The sequence below is a fragment of the Mesorhizobium sp. B2-4-19 genome (genome assembly GCF_006441315.1).
Classification (GTDB): domain Bacteria; phylum Pseudomonadota; class Alphaproteobacteria; order Rhizobiales; family Rhizobiaceae; genus Mesorhizobium.
This window is the reverse complement of sequence record NZ_VFUV01000008.1, coordinates 77562-94445: the sequence shown is the minus strand read 5'-3', so window position 1 is coordinate 94445 and position 16884 is coordinate 77562. Positions and strand designations below refer to the sequence as shown.

Annotated in this window: 17 protein-coding genes; 9 read left to right on the top strand and 8 right to left on the bottom strand. The window is 64.6% G+C overall.

Translation table 11 applies throughout. The features are described 5' to 3' along the window. The first annotated feature begins 1 nt into the window (after position 1). From kdpC to FJ546_RS15790, 3 genes are read left to right on the top strand one after another with little or no spacing between them, the layout of a single operon-like run. Positions 2-565 (top strand): potassium-transporting ATPase subunit KdpC, encoded by a 564-nt coding sequence (kdpC, locus tag FJ546_RS15800; RefSeq protein ID WP_140890192.1) that lies wholly within the window; start codon positions 2-4, stop codon positions 563-565. Positions 566-621: 56 nt separating this feature from the next. Continuing rightward, positions 622-3354, top strand: coding sequence for a sensor histidine kinase KdpD (locus FJ546_RS15795; protein ID WP_140890191.1), 2733 nt, complete (start codon positions 622-624; stop codon positions 3352-3354). Next, positions 3351-4040, top strand: a complete 690-nt coding sequence (locus FJ546_RS15790; protein WP_140890190.1) for a response regulator transcription factor — start codon at positions 3351-3353, stop codon at positions 4038-4040. The genes FJ546_RS15795 and FJ546_RS15790 overlap by 4 nt, the downstream gene beginning before the upstream one ends. Before the next feature lie 85 nt (positions 4041-4125). Here the strand turns inward: FJ546_RS15790 and FJ546_RS15785 are convergent, their stop codons facing one another. The 7 genes from FJ546_RS15785 to FJ546_RS15755 all read right to left on the bottom strand — a co-directional run bounded on the left by FJ546_RS15785 (position 4126) and on the right by FJ546_RS15755 (position 9682). Further along, positions 4126-5562 carry an MFS transporter gene (locus FJ546_RS15785; RefSeq protein WP_140890189.1) on the bottom strand — a complete coding sequence of 479 codons (1437 nt, stop codon included), beginning with the start codon at positions 5560-5562 and terminating at the stop codon, positions 4126-4128. Between the two features lie 175 nt (positions 5563-5737). Next, entirely contained in the window at positions 5738-6223 is a 486-nt protein-coding gene (locus FJ546_RS15780; RefSeq protein WP_140890188.1) for a DUF992 domain-containing protein, read from the bottom strand. An 86-nt stretch (positions 6224-6309) separates the two neighbouring features. After that, positions 6310-6786, bottom strand: coding sequence for a DUF992 domain-containing protein (locus tag FJ546_RS15775; protein WP_140890187.1), 477 nt, complete (start codon positions 6784-6786; stop codon positions 6310-6312). A gap of 208 nt (positions 6787-6994) precedes the next feature. Then, positions 6995-7837 carry a tetratricopeptide repeat protein gene (locus FJ546_RS15770; protein ID WP_140890186.1) on the bottom strand — a complete coding sequence of 281 codons (843 nt, stop codon included), beginning with the start codon at positions 7835-7837 and terminating at the stop codon, positions 6995-6997. A 144-nt stretch (positions 7838-7981) separates the two neighbouring features. Then, on the bottom strand, positions 7982-8248 hold the full coding sequence (rpsU, locus tag FJ546_RS15765; RefSeq protein ID WP_010911429.1) for a 30S ribosomal protein S21: 267 nt from the start codon (positions 8246-8248) through the stop codon (positions 7982-7984). A 176-nt stretch (positions 8249-8424) separates the two neighbouring features. After that, on the bottom strand, positions 8425-8811 hold the full coding sequence (locus FJ546_RS15760) for an SET domain-containing protein-lysine N-methyltransferase (RefSeq protein WP_140890185.1): 387 nt from the start codon (positions 8809-8811) through the stop codon (positions 8425-8427). 109 nt (positions 8812-8920) lie between these two features. Then, a complete protein-coding gene (locus tag FJ546_RS15755) occupies positions 8921-9682 on the bottom strand; it encodes an SDR family oxidoreductase (RefSeq protein WP_140890334.1) in 762 nt (253 codons plus the stop codon). A 198-nt stretch (positions 9683-9880) separates the two neighbouring features. Between FJ546_RS15755 and FJ546_RS15750 the strand changes: the two genes are divergently transcribed. Then, a complete protein-coding gene (locus tag FJ546_RS15750) occupies positions 9881-10594 on the top strand; it encodes a hypothetical protein (RefSeq protein ID WP_140890184.1) in 714 nt (237 codons plus the stop codon). Between the two features lie 142 nt (positions 10595-10736). Here the strand turns inward: FJ546_RS15750 and FJ546_RS15745 are convergent, their stop codons facing one another. After that, entirely contained in the window at positions 10737-11105 is a 369-nt protein-coding gene (locus FJ546_RS15745; RefSeq protein WP_140890183.1) for a YrdB family protein, read from the bottom strand. A gap of 215 nt (positions 11106-11320) precedes the next feature. On the opposite strand from FJ546_RS15745, the gene FJ546_RS15740 reads away from it, so the two are divergent. From FJ546_RS15740 to FJ546_RS15720, 5 genes are read left to right on the top strand one after another with little or no spacing between them, the layout of a single operon-like run. Continuing rightward, on the top strand, positions 11321-12574 hold the full coding sequence (locus FJ546_RS15740; RefSeq protein WP_032931625.1) for a sarcosine oxidase subunit beta: 1254 nt from the start codon (positions 11321-11323) through the stop codon (positions 12572-12574). Continuing rightward, complete coding sequence (locus FJ546_RS15735; RefSeq protein ID WP_140890182.1) at positions 12574-12996, top strand: hypothetical protein; 423 nt, start codon at positions 12574-12576, stop codon at positions 12994-12996. Before FJ546_RS15740 ends, FJ546_RS15735 begins: the two co-directional genes overlap by 1 nt. Before the next feature lie 11 nt (positions 12997-13007). After that, positions 13008-13304 carry a sarcosine oxidase subunit delta gene (locus FJ546_RS15730; RefSeq protein ID WP_140890181.1) on the top strand — a complete coding sequence of 99 codons (297 nt, stop codon included), beginning with the start codon at positions 13008-13010 and terminating at the stop codon, positions 13302-13304. Further along, entirely contained in the window at positions 13301-16294 is a 2994-nt protein-coding gene (locus FJ546_RS15725; RefSeq protein WP_140890180.1) for a sarcosine oxidase subunit alpha, read from the top strand. Before FJ546_RS15730 ends, FJ546_RS15725 begins: the two co-directional genes overlap by 4 nt. Next, the gene (locus FJ546_RS15720) at positions 16287-16871 is read left to right on the top strand and encodes a sarcosine oxidase subunit gamma (RefSeq protein WP_140890179.1); all 585 of its coding nucleotides are present in this window, start codon (positions 16287-16289) and stop codon (positions 16869-16871) included. Before FJ546_RS15725 ends, FJ546_RS15720 begins: the two co-directional genes overlap by 8 nt. Positions 16872-16884: the final 13 nt, after the last annotated feature.

The following is a 16884-nucleotide window of genomic DNA, read 5'->3' as shown; positions in this document are numbered from 1 at the left end:
GATGCTCAAGCAAATCAGACCCGCGATCGTCATGATCGTCTTCTTCACCGTGCTGACCGGCCTGGTCTATCCCCTGGGCATGACCGGCATAGCGCAGGCGCTGTTCCCGCGTCAGGCCAATGGCAGCCTGATCGAGAAGGACGGCAAGGTCATCGGCTCCGAACTGATCGGCCAGGCCTTCGCCAGCGACAAGTATTTCCACGGCAGGCCTTCGGCCGCCGGCAACGGCTATGACGCCGGCGCCTCCGGCGGTTCCAATCTCGGCCCGACCAACCCCAAGCTGATCGAGCGCATCAAGGGCGATGCCGAGAAGCTGAAGGCAGAGAATCCGAACCAGCCTGTGCCGATGGACCTGGTGACGGCGTCGGGCAGCGGCCTCGACCCGCAGATCAGCCCGGAGGCCGCCTATTTCCAGATTCCGCGCGTCGCCAAGGCCAGGGGCATCGACGAAGCCAAGGTCAAGGTGCTTGTCGACGGCGAGGTCGAGAGCCGGGAACTCGGCTTCATGGGAGAGCCTGTTGTCAACGTGCTGGCGCTCAACCTGGCGCTGGACGCGGCTAAATAGGTATGGCGCGGTCCGGGGATCGACAGCATCCCCGGACCTCTCCATGATCGATCCTGATGCCGGACGACAGAAGCAACGAGAACCGACCTTCCCCCGACGCGCTGCTAGAGCACGCCGAGCGGGAGGGACGCGGCCGCTTGCGGATATTCCTCGGCGCCGCGCCCGGTGTCGGCAAGACCTACGAAATGCTGATGTCGGGCCGTGCCAGGCTGGCCGACGGCATCGATGTCGTGATCGGCATCGTCGAGACGCATGGCCGCGGGGAAACCCAGGCCCTGGTCGAGGGTTATGAAGTCATCCCCCGCCGCAAGGTCGACTACAAGGGGCGCGTCCTCGACGAGATGGACATAGACGCAATCCTCGCCCGGCGCCCCGCATTGGTTCTGGTCGATGAACTCGCCCACACCAATGCACCCGGCAGCCGCCACCCCAAGCGTTATCTCGACGTCCAGGAGATCCTGGCGCGCGGCATCGACGTCTACACGACGCTCAACATCCAGCATGTCGAAAGCCTCAACGACGTCGTCGCGCAGATCACGCGGGTCAGGGTGCGCGAGACGGTTCCCGATTCCATTATCGACCAGGCCGACGATGTCGAAATCATCGACCTGACGCCCGACGACCTGATCAAGCGGCTGGAAGAGGGAAAGGTCTATTTCCCCAACACGGCGCAGCGCGCCATCGAGAACTATTTTTCGTCGGGCAATCTGACGGCTTTGCGCGAACTGGCGCTGCGCCGCACGGCCCAGCGTGTCGACGAGCAGTTGCTCAATCACATGCAGTCGCACGCCATCCAGGGCCCATGGGCCGCGGGCGAGAGGGTGCTCGTGTGCGTCGACGCGCGTCCGGGCGGTGCGGCCCGCATCCGCTACGCACGCAGGCTGGCCGACCGGCTTCGCGCGCCATGGACGGCGCTGCATGTCGATACGCCGCGCTCGGCCGGCATGTCCGAGGAAGACAAGGACCGGCTCGCCACGCTGATGCGCCTTGCCGAGCAGCTCGGCGCCGAGGTGACGACCATTCCCGGCCAGAACGTCGCGCAGGACATCGTGCGCCACGCGACTGCCAACAATTTCACCCATATCGTGGTCGGCCGGCCGACCCGGTCGCGCTGGCGCGAACTGATCGAGGGCTCGCTCACCTATGATTTGATCCGCAATGCCGGCGACATCAGCGTCCACGTCATTTCGGGGACCGAGCGGGATGCCGAGGCGACCTCGAGAAGGGTCAAGGCGGCGGCCGAGCAGAAGCAATTCCAGATCTGGCCCTATATGCTGGCCACGACCTATGTCGCGGGTTCATTGGCCGTCAGCGCCGTCCTCGACCAGTTCCTCGACGTCCGCAATCTGGCGATCGTCTTCCTCCTGGCGGTGCTGACATCGGCGGTGGCCGGCGGCCTTTGGCCGGCGCTCTATGCGTGCTTCCTCAGTGCCCTTGCCTTCAACTATTTCTTCCTCGAGCCGCGCTACACGCTGACGATCCGGGATCCCGAGAGCATCGTGGCGCTCGCCGTCTTCCTTGCCGTGGCGGTGATCGCCAGCAACCTCGCCGCGCGCATGCAGCGCCAGGCCGTCGCTGCCCGCTCGCGGGCGCGGGCCACCGAGGACATCTACCTCTTCTCCAAGAAGCTCGCCGGCGCCGGCACGCTCGACGACGTGCTGTGGGCCACGGCGTTCCAGATCGCCTCGATGCTGAAGCTGCGCGTGGTGTTGCTTCTGCCCGAAGACGGCACCATCACCGTCAAGGCAGGCTATCCGCCGGACGACACGCTGGCCGAGGCCGATATCGCCGCAGCCCGCTGGGCGTGGGAACACAACCGCCCCGCCGGGCGCGGCGCCGACACGCTGCCTGGCGCCAAGCGTCTTTATCTGCCTTTGCGTACCGGGCGCACCGCGATCGGTGTCGTCGGCCTCGACAATGACAAGCAGGGCCCGCTGCTGACGCCCGAGCAACAGCGCCTGCTTGATGCGCTGGCCGACCAGGCGGCGGTGGCGATCGAACGCGTCCAATTGGTCGCCGATGTCGACCGCGCCAAGCTCGCGGCCGAAGCCGACCGGCTGCGCTCGGCCCTGCTGACCTCGATCTCGCATGACCTGAAAACGCCGCTCTCGGCGATCATGGGAGCGGCGGGCACGCTCAAGGAATTCGCGCCGGATCTGCCCGAGCCGGACCGGGCGGAGCTCCTGTCGACGGTGATCGACGAATCGGAGCGGCTGAACCGCTTCATCGCCAATCTGCTCGACATGACCAAGATCGAATCCGGGGCCATGGAACCGAACTATGCCCTGCATTATGTCGGCGATATCGTCGGCACGGCGCTCAACCGCGCCCGCAAGATCACCAGCGAACACAAGATCGAGGTCGATATTCCGCCCGACCTGCCGATGCTGAAGCTCGATCCCGTGCTGTTCGAGCAGGTTCTGTTCAACCTTCTCGACAATGCGTCGAAATATTCGCCGTCCGGCTCGACGATCCGCGTGCAGGGATGGGCCGACAATGGATCCGTTATCGTGCAGATCATGGATGAGGGGCCGGGCATTCCGTCGCATGATTTGGAACGTGTGTTCGACACCTTTTACCGGGTGCGCAAGGGCGATCAGGTGCGCGCCGGCACCGGGCTTGGCCTGTCGATCTGCCGCGGCTTTGTCGAATCGATGGGCGGCACCATCTCGGCCGCCGACCGGACCGACCGCCCTGGGGCTGCGTTCACCATCAGGATGCCGGTGCCGGCGGAATCATCCGATGTCGGCAATCGCGGCGAAGAGACCAGCGTGGATCGGCCTTCATGACAAATTCGAATGTCAGGATACTGGTCGTCGATGACGAGCCGCCGATCCGCAAGCTGCTTCGGGTCGGCCTCGGCAGCCAGGGCTATGCCATCAGCGAGGCGCCGAACGCCAAGGTGGCGATCGAGCTGATGGAACAGGAAAAGCCGGATCTGGTGATGCTCGACCTCGGTCTGCCTGGCATGGGCGGCCATGAGCTCCTGCGCAAATGGCGTGACGAGGGGCTCGACATTCCCGTCGTCATCCTCTCCAGCCGCACCGACGAGGCCGGCATCGTCAATGCGCTCGAACTCGGCGCCGACGATTATGTCACCAAGCCGTTCGGCATGAACGAACTGGTGGCGCGCATCCGCGTGGCGTTGCGGCACAAGTTCCAGCAACAGGGCGAGAAGCCTGTATTCCAAAGTGGCGACCTCAGCGTCGATCTGGTCAAGCGCATCGTCAAGGTCGAGGGCAAGGAGATAAAACTCTCGCCGAAGGAATACGACATATTGCGCATCCTGGTGCAGCATGCCGGCAAGGTGCTGACCCACCATTTCATCCTGAAGCAGATCTGGGATGATTCGACCGACGTGCAGTATCTCCGGGTCTATGTCAGGCAGCTCCGGCAGAAGATCGAGAAGACCCCCGACCAGCCGCGCTACATCACCACCGAGACCGGTGTCGGCTATCGGCTGCGTGTCGATTGAGACAGCCCGAATTGAAGTTCTAACTTTTTGTTTTGACGCAATTCCGGGCGGAAAACCGTACACACTTTTCCTGGAATTGCTCCAGTCAGCCGACGGCTTCCAGCGGTCGAGTTGCGGCCGCTGACGTCCGCAAGGCGGCGAGACAGCCGAGGATGCCAAGCGGGACGAAGGCAAGGAACAGCCAGCTCGCGACATTGGCCGCCGCGTCGTGGTTCAAGCCTTGCGAGAAGCCGCTGGCATTGGCGACGATGCCGGCAAGGGCGGCCCCCACGGCGTAGCCGATGCGCTGCATGGTCGGCACCGCGGCCGAGGCGATGGTCTGCTCGTCGTCCGGGGCGGAGGCGACGATGACGCGGGTCAGGAACGGCCAGGCAATGCCGAAGCCGCCGCCCTGCAGCAAGGCGCAGACCAGGATCAGTGGGATCGAGCCCAGGGGTATCGTATAGGCAAAGCCGGCGATGCCCGCCGCGATCATCAGGGCGCCGGTGATAATGATCAGCCGTTCACGCTGCGGCGGCGCGTTGGCGACGAGGATCGACAGGATCGACCAGGCGATCGATTCGGCGGCGATGATGTAGCCGGTGGTCAGCAGCGGGATGTCGTGCAGGCTGGTCAAAAGCAGCGGCCCGTAGACGCCGAAGGAGCAGGTCGCGACGGAAAAGGCGGCGACCATGGTCATGCCGGCACCGACCGGAGTGCGCCACGAAAACAGCCGCGCCGGGAACAGCCGCGAGCGCGGCTTCAGCGCGTCGATGGTGAAGAACAGCGCGAGCCCGGCGAGGCCCAGCACGATCAGCAGCGAAGAGCGCAGCAGGGCGATGTCGACGCCGGCCGAGGCGATCAGCACCACGGCGACGGCAAGGCAGGCAAGGGCGGCGAAGGGGAAGGGCGGGGCCTTGCCGGCGCTCGTGCTGGGTTTCTTCGCCTCCGGCGTGTTGAGCACGAGGAAGCTTGCCACTGCCATGGCGGTGCCGCCGAGGGTGAAGACGCCGAAGGCCCAGCGCCACGACAGGAATTCGGTCATGATCGCGCCCAGCAACGGGCCGCTGAACGCCGCGACGCCCCAGATCGCCGACATGATGCCGAAGAGCTGCGGCCAGATGGCGCGCGAAAACAGCCGCTCGACCGAGACGAAGGCGAGCGATACCAGCGCGCCGCCGCCCAGCCCCTCGATCAGCCGGCCGGTGAGGAACAACTGCATGGAAGGCGAGGTGGCGCAGATCAGCGCGCCGGCGGCGTAGAGCAGGGCGGCGACCACCATGTTGGTGCGCAGCGCCACGTAGCTCACCAGTCGCCCGGCGGCGGCACCGGCGACGATGGCGCCGAGCTCGTAGATCGCCAATGACCAGCCGACGAGCTGCACGCCGGCCAGTTCGCCGACCATGGCCGGCATGACGGTTGCCACCATCGTCTCGTTGGTGGCGTGCAGCAGGATGCCGAGGCTGATGAAGCAGAAGCGCGCCAGGTCGCCGCTCGCCCACAATGCGCGCCAGTCGACCCTGTTCGTACCGATTTCAGTCATGTCCATGCTTCTGCATATCTCGATGCCGGCGCACGGCACCAGAAGCCAGCAAGGCTTTCCGGCAGGACCATGCGTGGCAACAGCGCCGGATAGCGTGCCCATCGGCGTGCCGGTCCGGTCGGCTGGGCTTGTAGGACCTCAACCGCGGTTGAGCTCAAGCGTTTTTTTCAAAAGGTCAGTTCTCGATGCTGCGCAGCTGGAACTGGCTGACGCCGATGGCGAGATTGATACCGGTCTGCGTTTGCAGGCTGAGCGGCTGGAGGGTGAAGGCCTGCGAGGAGCCGCCGACCAGGAGATTGGCGCCGGCGCCGACGGCGGCCGTCACCTCGGCGCTGGCGCCGATATAGTCGCCCGCCAGCGCACCCGGCGCGTAGATGTTCTTCAGCGGCGTCAGCACCAGCCAGCGCATCACCGACTGTTTTGTCGTGCCGATGTCGAGGCCGTATTTGTTGACGGCGCCGAAATAGGCCTCCGGCGCGAAGCTCTTGTCGGTCGGCGTGAAGGTGCAGCTCAGATCCTTGGTCGAGCCGAAGATGAAGCCGGTGCCTCCGCCAATGGCGCATTCAAGGGCACCAAGTTCGATGCCCCGGTCCTGCGCCTGCGTCTGTGTCGCGCCGAGCACGAGTGTGATCACGGCAGCGGCGGCGGCTGTCTTCGGCATATCGTTCCCCTCAAAATCAAACGGCGCGGAACCATCCTATATGGTTCCGCGCCGTAAGGTAGAGAGGAGCGCGTGGCTCCGTTCGATCACTTCAGCGAATGAATCAGCTCGAGCGAGGTCACGGCCACGGCGAGATTGACGCCGGTCTGCGCCTGGACGCTGAGCGGCTCCAGCATGAAGGCGCCGTCGAAGCCGCCGACCAGCAGGTTGGCGCCGCCACCGGTGACGACGCTCGCCTCGGCATTGACGCCATAATAGCTGCCGGCGAGGTCGCCCGCGTCGCGGTCACGGGTCGCGGCAAGAACCGCCCAGACGAGCTGGCCCTGATGCGTCTGGCCGAGATCGACACCGATCTTGGAGATGACGCCGGTGTAAATCTCCGACGGGCCGTGGTGGTAGGGACGGAAGACGCAGGACACGCCCTTGTTGGAGGCGACGATATAGGCGGTGCCGCCGTCGATGGTGCAGTCGAGAGTGCCGAGCTGCAGCTTTCCGGCGCTGGCCGGAGCGGCAGCGAACACGGTCGTTGCAAGGGCAGCGGCGCAGACGAGTTTCTTGATCATGGGAGGGTCCTTTCGCAAATCGCTTGGAATAACGGCTCGAGTGACCAGACCGTTCCGCTGAAACCTTGGCGCGAACAAGGCAAAGGTTAACAGCTTGGAGCGGGGGTTAACGCGCGGTTGCCGGATCGGCGGCGATCTTCAGGGCCGCGTGTCCTTTCGGACACGCCGACGTCGCCATAATGCTTAGCCGGATCTGCTAAAGCCGATATCAGCTGACGCGGGCGAGGCCGTCCTTGGCCGGCTGGTAATTGGGGTTGAGGCGCACGGCTTCCTTATAGGATTTCGCCGCCTTCGCCTTGTCGCCGCGCCGCTCGTAGATGAGCGCCTGGTTGGCCCAGGCCTCGGCGTTCTGGCCGTCGAGCTTGATGGCCATGTTGAAATCGGAGAAGGCGTTGTCCTCGTCGCCCGTCGCCAGATAGGAAAGGCCACGGCCGTTGTAGGGCTCGGCCGCATCCGGCGCCAGCGAGATGGCGGTCGAGAAATCCTCGATGGCGAACTTGTGCTGGCCCTGGCTTTGATAGATCAGGCCGCGATTGTGGTAGGCGCGGGCGTCCGTCGTGTCGAGCTGGATCGCCTTCTGGAAATCGTTGAAGGCGTCCTGGGTGCGGCCCGCCTTGCGGTAGAGATTGCCACGGCCGATATAGGCGGCGTCATAATTGCCGTTGATCTGGATCGACTTGTTGTAGTCGTCGAGCGCGGCCGCCTGATTGCCGAGGAAGCGCTGGATGAGCGCGCGGTTGGAATAGGCCTGGTAGAAATTCGGATTGAGCTGGATGGCCTGGTTGAAGTCCTTGAGCGCCGCCTGATACTGGCCGCCGCGGCCATAGGCCGAGCCGCGCACATTGTAGCCTTCGGGATCCTGGGGATTGCGCTGGATGACCGCCGACAGCGAGGAGATGTTCTCGCTCGACCCCTGCGCCTTGTCGATGTTGTTGAACTCGCCGGTCGGGCCCGATGTCTGGCAGCCGGCCAGCACCAATCCGGAAAGCAGGGCTGCCGTCAGGGCGAAACCACGCAATGCGGTGCCGCGCTCCACGCTTATTGCGTTCATGTCTGCCCTGTCCTCACTTCATGCCGCGTCGTTCAGGTCCGGATCCCCCCTCCGGGCCGGGTCACAATCAAAATAAAAAGGTGGCGGCGATTCCGCATCGCGCCACCCTGGTATCCTTCGAAAAGGACGAAATATTGGCAATAATCAGCGCGGCGGACGCGCTGCGCCAGCAGCACCACCGGCAGCCACCGGACGCGGCGTCATCGGCAGCAGGCCTTCGCGCTGGGCGCGCTTGCGGGCCAGCTTGCGGGCGCGGCGCACGGCTTCTGCCTTTTCGCGGGCGCGCTTCTCGGAAGGCTTCTCGTAGTGACCGCGCATCTTCATTTCGCGGAAAATGCCTTCGCGCTGCATCTTCTTCTTGAGCGCGCGAAGCGCCTGATCAACGTTATTGTCGCGGACGAGTACCTGCACGGGCAATCCTGTCTTTCGGGTTTGATATCAACAGGCAAGTAGCCATAGCCACTAGCCTCCGCGGCGGTCGACACCACGAATTGTGGCGGCTGATAGCAGAATCAGGCCGCGCTGTCCACAGTCGAAATGCAGGACAACAGCCAAATTGCCACGGTCGCCCCGAGATAGAGCGCCAACTACGCCGTGGCCAGGTGCAGCCGTTCGAAATCCTCGAAGAATTCGCCGTAGTCGCAAGTGATCTCTTCGCCGGCGGCAATGTCGCGGGTCGCTGTCGCGCCGCCATATTGCGAAAAATCGGTGTTCGGCGTCGCCGAATGGTTCATGAAGCGGCCATTGTCGACCTCATAGACCATGAAGCCCGGCCGATCCGGGCTCGGATAGGCATAGCGGTCGAGCAGTTCCTTCAGAGGCTGGGGTGCGGCCTCGTATTCGTGCATCGGGATCAGCCGGTCGAAATCTGGGTTAAGCCGCCAGATCGAGGCGCCCTTCCGGATCGGCTCGGCGGCGAACATGCCGACGCCCTCGATCGCGCTCGCGGCCACATAGGTTCGGATCAGCATCATGGTTTCGGGACCCGTTTCGACAGAAACGGAATCGCCAAATCGCGCGGAAAAAGCAAGACCGGCTGCCTGCGTCAAAGCGGCGAACCGGCCTGTTCGCCGCAAAAAACCTTCACGTCCGGTTGATCGAGACCCCGCCATCGGCGAACAGCGCGGTTCCCGTTGTGAAGCTCGAGGCATCGGAGGCGAGATAAAGCGCCGAGCGGGCAATCTCCTCCGGTTGCGCCATGCGCTTCAGCGCATGGATGCCTTCGACGAAAGCGCGTGCTTCGGGCGTCGTTGTCGTTGCGCCCGGTGTGTCGGTGCCGCCCGGCAGCAATGCGTTGACGCGCAGGCCTTTCGGCCCGTATTCGGCGGCCAGAACCTGTGTCAGGCCGATCAGGCCGGCCTTGGCGGCGGCGTAGGCGGCCATGCCCGGCATGCCGGCAGTGTAGCCGACAAAGCTCGAAGTGAAGATCAGCGAGCCGCCGCCGCCGCGCTCCAGCATGGTCGGTATCTGATACTTCGCGCCGAGAAAGGCGCTGGTCAGATTGATGTCCATCGTCTCGTGCCATGTCGCCGGCATCATGTCGGGCAGGGGCGCCATCAAGCCGACGGCGCCGGCATTGTTGAAAGCGATGTCAAGGCCGCCGAAGCGTTCGACCGCCAGATCGACAAGCGCTTTCGCATAGGCTTCGTCCCTGACGTCGCCGGCAAGCGCGATGGCCGTGCCCTCCACGCCCGATATCTCGGCGACAAGCATATCGAGCTCGGCCTGACGCCGGGCGGCGACGACGAGCCTAGCCCCTTCCTCGGCGAAGAGTTTTGCCGTGGCGCGGCCGATGCCGGAACTGGCGCCGGTGACGATGGCGATCTTGTTGGCGAGTGCGAGCATTTTGGGCATCCCTGTTTTCCGCGCCGGTCTGGCCGGCAATCGGGATGCTTGGTCGCAGATGGAGCAGGTCGGAGCCACCCGATACCTGCGAAGGTGTTCGCAAGGATTTCTTGACGCTGGATGGCTACCAAGCTACGAAACCGTCATTCAACTTTGCGGGTGGACGCGCCACCCATCCCAATGACCCCTCAAGACATGATGAGCAAGTTGCTGGAGCCCGGCTACGAGGGCGACGGCAAGTTGGCGAACGACCTTCTTTCGCACTTCAACAAGGGCTTTCCGCTCGAAAATCTCCGGCCGTTACTTACGTCCGACAATCTCTATACGCAGGGAACCGCCGCTTTTTTGGTGGCCGAAATCAGCCCCCGGTTAAGCTGCAACATGAATTGTGTTGTCGCGGAGATCGCCGATCTGCTCGACAACAAAATTGTGCGGATCAGGTTCGATGCAATCGAGGCGCTTCTGGGATGCACGACACCGGCTGATGGAGCCATTCTCGGCCGCGTGATGCTCAAGCTGGACGATGAGGTGTTCGGCGTCCGGTGGAGGGTTGCGCAGTTCATCCGCCTTGCGGCAGGATGGCAGCTACGGCTTGCAGTGGAAAATGCCGCCGCGCTCTGCCCGGACTCGGCATTCCCGATCCTGGCAAAGGCCCATGGGCACCACCTCAATGCGACAACCAACACAGTGCGGTGGTTGCTAGATCACCCCAATCCGCTCGTACGGCGCTTCGGTGCAGCCGTCGCCGTCAGGCCACGCTATGTGGTCGACGAGCAGTTCTTGGCGATGGCCGAAGCGTCGCATGACGTCGAAGTCAGGGAGATCGCGGCCGCTTGCTATCGCGTCCAACTGACACCGACCTATGCCGTTTGGTCTTCCACGTTGTCCAGAAAACGGGCCTCTCCCGCGTAGGCTCGTGCCTTGCCTTGGGTGCAATAGACCCCAGTCTTGTCCGTCACGGCGCAAAACGGCAAGCGCCGTTGCGAAACAGCGCAAGGGTGGAAGCGCTGTTTTGCCAGCGACACCACACGCGCCGCGTCAGGCCGGTTGGTGACTATTGCTTCAGCAGCCAGCCCAGCCGGTCGAGCGAAAATGCATAGCTGATGGCTATGAGCAAGGCGACGACAATGCCCGCGGTCGTGTGACCCGTGGCATAGAATCCGGCAGCGCCGCCGAACAGGATGACCAGTTCGAGCGCCAGCCGCACCGTGCCCGGAACCGGCACAGGTGCGCGGCCCGACCGGCTTGGGTCGTTGAGCACCGCGAAAGTACCCCACAGCAGGGCCGCAATGATCGGCAAGGCCAAAGCGAGGACCCAGCGCCACCATCCGTTGGAAAGGTGCCAGCCGGCAATGCCGAGACCGAGCAAGGCGGCAAGCTCAAGCAGGAAGCGCAAGGTCAGATTCCACCAAGCATTGCCCATATTCGTCCTCCAGAATCGCGCGACTGATAATGTGGCTGAACGCAGCCACGGCAGCCAGCCCGCATGGGTCTTTTTCGTCATGGCGCAAAACGGCAAGCGCCGTCGCAAACAGCGCAAGGGTGGAAGCGCTGTTTCGCTAGTGATACACCTCGCGCGCCGGGTCCAACAAAAGCCCGGCTGCAATCCGCGAGATCTGTTGGCGCGAGGCTGGGACGTTGAAAAAATATTCGGTATTCGCCATCGCCCGCGAGGCCATGCGCGGCCACAAGGGTTGGGAGGAACAATGGTCCTCGCCTGAGCCCAAGAAGGAATACGACGTCATCATCGTCGGCGCCGGCGGCCATGGCCTGGCCACCGCCTACTATCTCGCCACGGTGCATGGCATCACCAATGTCGCGGTGCTGGAAAAGGGTTGGCTCGGCGGCGGCAACACCGGCCGCAACACCACCATCATCCGCTCCAACTATCTTTATGACGAAAGCGCCGGCATCTACGACCATGCGCTGAAGCTGTGGGACGGGCTCAGCCAGGAGCTCAACTACAACGTCATGTATTCGGCGCGCGGCGTCATGATGCTGGCGCACAATGTGCACGACATCCAGGTGCTGAAGCGCCATGTCCACGCCAACCGGCTGAACGGCATCGACAATGAATGGCTGTCGCCTGAGCAGGCGAAGGAGTTCTGCCCGCCGCTCAACATCTCGAGGGATGCGCGCTATCCGGTCGTCGGTGCCGCGCTGCAGCGGCGCGGCGGCACGGCGCGCCATGACGCGGTCGCCTGGGGCTATGCGCGCGGCGCTTCGGCGCGCGGCGTCCACATCATCCAGAATTGCGAGGTCACCGGCGTCAAGCGCGCCGCCAACGGCGCGGTCATGGGCGTCGACACGACGCGCGGCTTCATCGGCGCCAAGAAGGTCGGTGTCGTTGCCGCCGGTCATTCCTCGGTCATCATGAACATGGCCGGCGTGCGCATGCCGCTGGAAAGCTATCCGCTGCAGGCGCTGGTGTCGGAGCCGGTCAAGCCGGTGGTGCCGTGTGTCGTCATGTCCAACACGGTGCACGCCTATATCTCGCAGTCCGACAAGGGCGAGCTGGTGATCGGCGCCGGCACCGACCAGTATGTCTCCTATTCGCAGACCGGCGGCCTGCACATATTGCAGCATACGCTGGACGCCATCTGCGAGATGTTCCCGATCTTCACGCGCATGAAGATGCTGCGCTCGTGGGGCGGCATCGTCGACGTGACGCCCGATCGCTCGCCGATCCTGGCCAAGACGCCGGTGCCCGGCCTCTACGTGAATTGCGGCTGGGGCACCGGCGGCTTCAAGGCGACGCCTGGTTCGGGCCATGTCTTTGCCCACACCATCGCCAGGGACGATCCGCATCCCATCAATGCGCCCTTCACCATCGAACGCTTCCGCACCGGCCGGCTGATCGACGAGGCGGCGGCGGCGGCAGTGGCGCACTGATGATGGCGCAGATGGCTGTCGCGATGCCGCTGATGCTGGCGGGGGAACAAGGCATGTTCCACATGCCGTCGGCCGAAGAGGTGCGGCTGCAGCCGATCACGCGCGCCGGCAACGAGGCTGGATGGCCGTTTTCGGTCGACGAGGGAACGCTCACTTGTGTCTGGGGCGGCGGCCAGAAAGTTGTGATGTTCTTCGAAGGCCGGCCGAAGGATCTGGATGAAGACGAGGATTTCAAGCCGCGTGGCGTCATCGTCACGACCGACCCGATACAGCTGACGCTCGGCAACATGGCCAACCGCGCCCTGTTTCGCGATTCCGCTGACGTCGAGGAGCGGCTGCGGCTCGTCGCGCCGTTCGTGACGATGGGCCAGAAACTTTGCGACCAACCCCCCGGCGTCCGCGTCGACCACGGCGAATTGTAGGAACAAACAGAATGCTTCTCATCCGCTGCCCCTATTGCGAGGAAGAGCGCCCGGAACTCGAATTCCGCAACGCCGGCGAGGCGCACATCGCCCGCTCGACCAACATTGCTGGCGAGAGCGACGACGATTTCGAGAAGTTCTTCTTCATCCGCTCCAACCCCAAGGGCATCATCTATGAGCGCTGGCGGCACATGCATGGCTGCGCGCGCTTCTTCAACGCGGTGCGCGACACCGTCACCGACAAGTTCGTCATGACCTACAAGGCCGGCGAACCCAAACCCGCCAAGCTGCCGGGAGTTGCCAAATGAGCGGCGCGTTCCGCATTCCGAGAGCCGGTCGCCTCAGCCAGGCCAAGACCGCGCGGTTCAGCTTCGACGGCCAGTCCTATACCGGCATCGAGGGCGACACGCTGGCCTCCGCATTGCTTGCCAATGGCGTGCATCTGGTCGGCCGCTCTTTCAAGTACCACCGGCCGCGCGGCTTCCTGTCGGCCGGCGCGGAAGAGCCGAACGCGCTGGTGCAGATCGTACGCGACGACGCGCGCAAGACGCCGAATGTGCGCGCCACCGTGCAGGAGCTCTATGACGGGCTCGCCGCCAATTCGCAGAACCGCTGGCCGTCGCTGTCCTTCGACGTCGGCGCGGTCAACGACCTGGCATCGCCGATGTTTTCGGCCGGCTTCTACTACAAGACCTTCATGTGGCCGAAGGCGGCCTGGAAGAGCCTTTACGAGCCGAAGATCCGTGAAGCCGCCGGCCTTGGCGTTTCGCCCGACAAACCCGATCCCGACCATTATTCGTCGCGCTACGCGCATTGCGACGTGCTGGTGCTGGGTGGCGGCGCGGCAGGGCTCGCGGCGGCCTTGGCGGCAGCGGAAACCGGCGTGCGCGTCATCCTCGCCGACGAGCAGGCCGAGTTCGGCGGCAGCCTGCGTTTCGAGACGGGTGCCAGGATCGACGGCCAGGACGGTTTTGCCTGGGCGCAAGCGGCGGTCGCCAGGCTGAGCGCGATGGACAATGTCCGCGTGCTGCCGCGCACGACGGCTTTCGGCTATTACGCACAGAATTTCGTCGGCCTGGTCGAGCGCGTCAGCGATCACCTGAAGGCTCCCGGCCACGACTTGCCGCGCGAGCGGCTGTGGCAGGTGCGGGCCAAGCGCGTCGTGCTGGCCTCGGGCGCCATCGAACGTCACATGGTCTTCGCCAACAACGATCGGCCGGGCATCATGCTGGCGGGCGCGGCGCGCACCTTCCTCAACCAATATGGCGTGGCGGTCGGAAGGAACGTCGGCGTCTACACGGCCAATGACTCGGCTTACGCCGCGGCGATCGATCTGAAAAAGGCCGGCGTCAACATCGCGGCGATCGTCGATCTGCGCGACAACCCGACCGGTCCGGTGATCGACGAGGCGCGGGCGCTCGGCATCGAGATCAATTTCGGCCGCGCGGTGATCCGCGCCGGCGGGAAGCTGCGTGTATCCTCGATGACCGTGCAGCCGAAGAATGGCGGCGGCGAGCGCACCATTTCCGTCGATGCGATCCTGATGTCGGCCGGCTGGACACCGTCGGTGCATCTGTTCTCGCAGTCGCGCGGCAAGGTCGCCTTCAACGACGAGACCAAGCGCTTCGTGCCCGGCACCTATGCGCAGGATTGCGTCTCCGTCGGTGCCTGCAACGGCACGGACGGCTTGTCGGCTACGGTGGACGAGGCCTATGCGGCTGGGGCCAAGGCGGCCAAGGATGCCGGCGCGAAAACCGCCAAGGGCGCCAAGCCGAAGGTCGACGCCTCGGAAAGCTGGTCGCGCGGCATGCTGGGCGCCGCGCCCGGCGCCGGCCCGGACACGACGGTGAAGGCCTTCGTCGACTTCCAGAACGACGTCACCGCCAAGGACATCCGCCAGGCGGTGCATGAGGGCATGCGCTCCATCGAGCACGTCAAGCGCTTCACCACCAACGGCATGGCGACCGACCAGGGCAAGACCTCCAACATGCACGGCCTGGCGATCGCCGCGGAGACGCTGGGCAAGCCGATCCCCGAGGTCGGCCTGACGACCTTCCGCGCGCCCTATACGCCGGTCACCTTCGGCGCGATCGTCAGCCATGCGCGCGGGCCGCTGTTCGACCCGACGCGCAAGACGGCGACGCATCCGTGGGCCGAAGCGCAAGGCGCGGTCTTCGAGGATGTCGGCCAGTGGAAGCGTGCCTGGTATTTCCCGAAAGCCGGCGAGGACATGCATGCCGCGGTCGATCGCGAATGCGTCGCGGTCCGCACCACCGCCGGCCTGTTCGACGCCTCGACGCTCGGCAAGATCGAGGTGGTCGGGCCGGATGCGGCCAAGTTCATGGAACTGCTCTACACCAATCCGTGGGAGAAGCTCGAGCCCGGCCGCTGCCGCTACGGCATCATGCTGCGCGAGGACGGCTTCATCTACGATGACGGCGTCGTCGGCCGGCTGGCGCCGGACCGTTTCCATGTGACGACGACGACCGGCGGTGCGCCGCGCGTCATGAACCACATGGAAGACTATCTCCAGACCGAGTTCCCGCATCTGAATGTCTGGCTGACCTCGATCACCGAACAGTGGGCGGTCATCGCGGTGCAGGGGCCGAAATCGCGCGACATCATCGCGCCGCTGGTCGAAGGCATCGACATGTCCGATGAGGCGCTGCCGCACATGTCGGTGCGCGAAGGCAAGATCTGCGGCGTGCCGACAAGGCTTTTCCGCATGTCGTTCACCGGCGAGCGCGGCTTCGAGGTCAATGTGCCGGCCGATTACGGCCAGGCCGTCTGGGAAGCGCTGTGGGCGGAAGGCCAGAAGCACGGCGCCACCGCCTACGGCACGGAGTCCATGCACGTGCTGCGCGCCGAGAAGGGCTACATCATCGTCGGCCAGGACACGGACGGCACGGTGACGCCGAACGATGCCGGTCTCGACTGGGCGGTCGGCAAGAAGAAGACCGACTTCGTCGGCATCCGCGGCATGGCGCGGCCAGACCTGGTCGCCAAGGGCCGCAAGCAACTGGTCGGCCTCAAGACCAAGGACCCGAAGGTGGTGCTGGAGGAAGGCGCGCAGATCGTCGAGGATCCGAAGCAGGCAATCCCGATGAAGATGATCGGCCACGTGACGTCCAGCTACTGGTCGCAGAATTGCGGCCGTTCGATCGCGCTGGCGCTGGTTGCCGGCGGCCGCGACCGGATGGGCGATACGCTCTACGTGCCGATGCCGAACGGGGTGATCGAAGTGGAGGTTACCGGCATGGTGTTCTTCGACGAGACGGGAGGTCGCCTCAATGGCTAAGGCTGCTGCAAAGAAGACGGCTGCGGCCGCATCGCCTTCGGTCGACCGCCGTCCGGCGTTGGCTGGACGCAGTACGACGGCGACCGGCGTGAAGGTTGAAGTCCTGCCGCCAGCCGAGCGCATCTCGCTGCGCGCGCCGGAGGCTTCGGTCGCGGCGCTGTCGAAGGCGCTTGGCCTGACCTTGCCGAAGAAGCCGAAGACTTCCGCGTCGAAGGGCGGGCGCACCGCTTTGTGGCTCGGCCCCGACGAGTGGCTTGTCATCGACGAAGGCGGAAACGATCCGCTCGCCGACTGCGCGACGGTCGCCGCGCTTCATTCGGCTGTCGGCATCTCACACCGTAACATCGCGATCTCCGTCACCGGTCCGGCGGCCCAAACCACGATCAATTCGGGCTGCCCGCAAGACCTGTCGCTCGACGCCTTCCCGGCGGGCGCGGCTTCGCGCACCATCCTCGGCAAGGCCGAGATCGTGCTGTTGCGCACGTCGGACGACGCCTTCCGGGTCGAGTGCTGGCGTTCGTTCTCGGACTATGTCTTTACTTTCCTGTCCGAGGGAGCCCGCGACGCCGCTGGCTGACCCGGAACGTTCT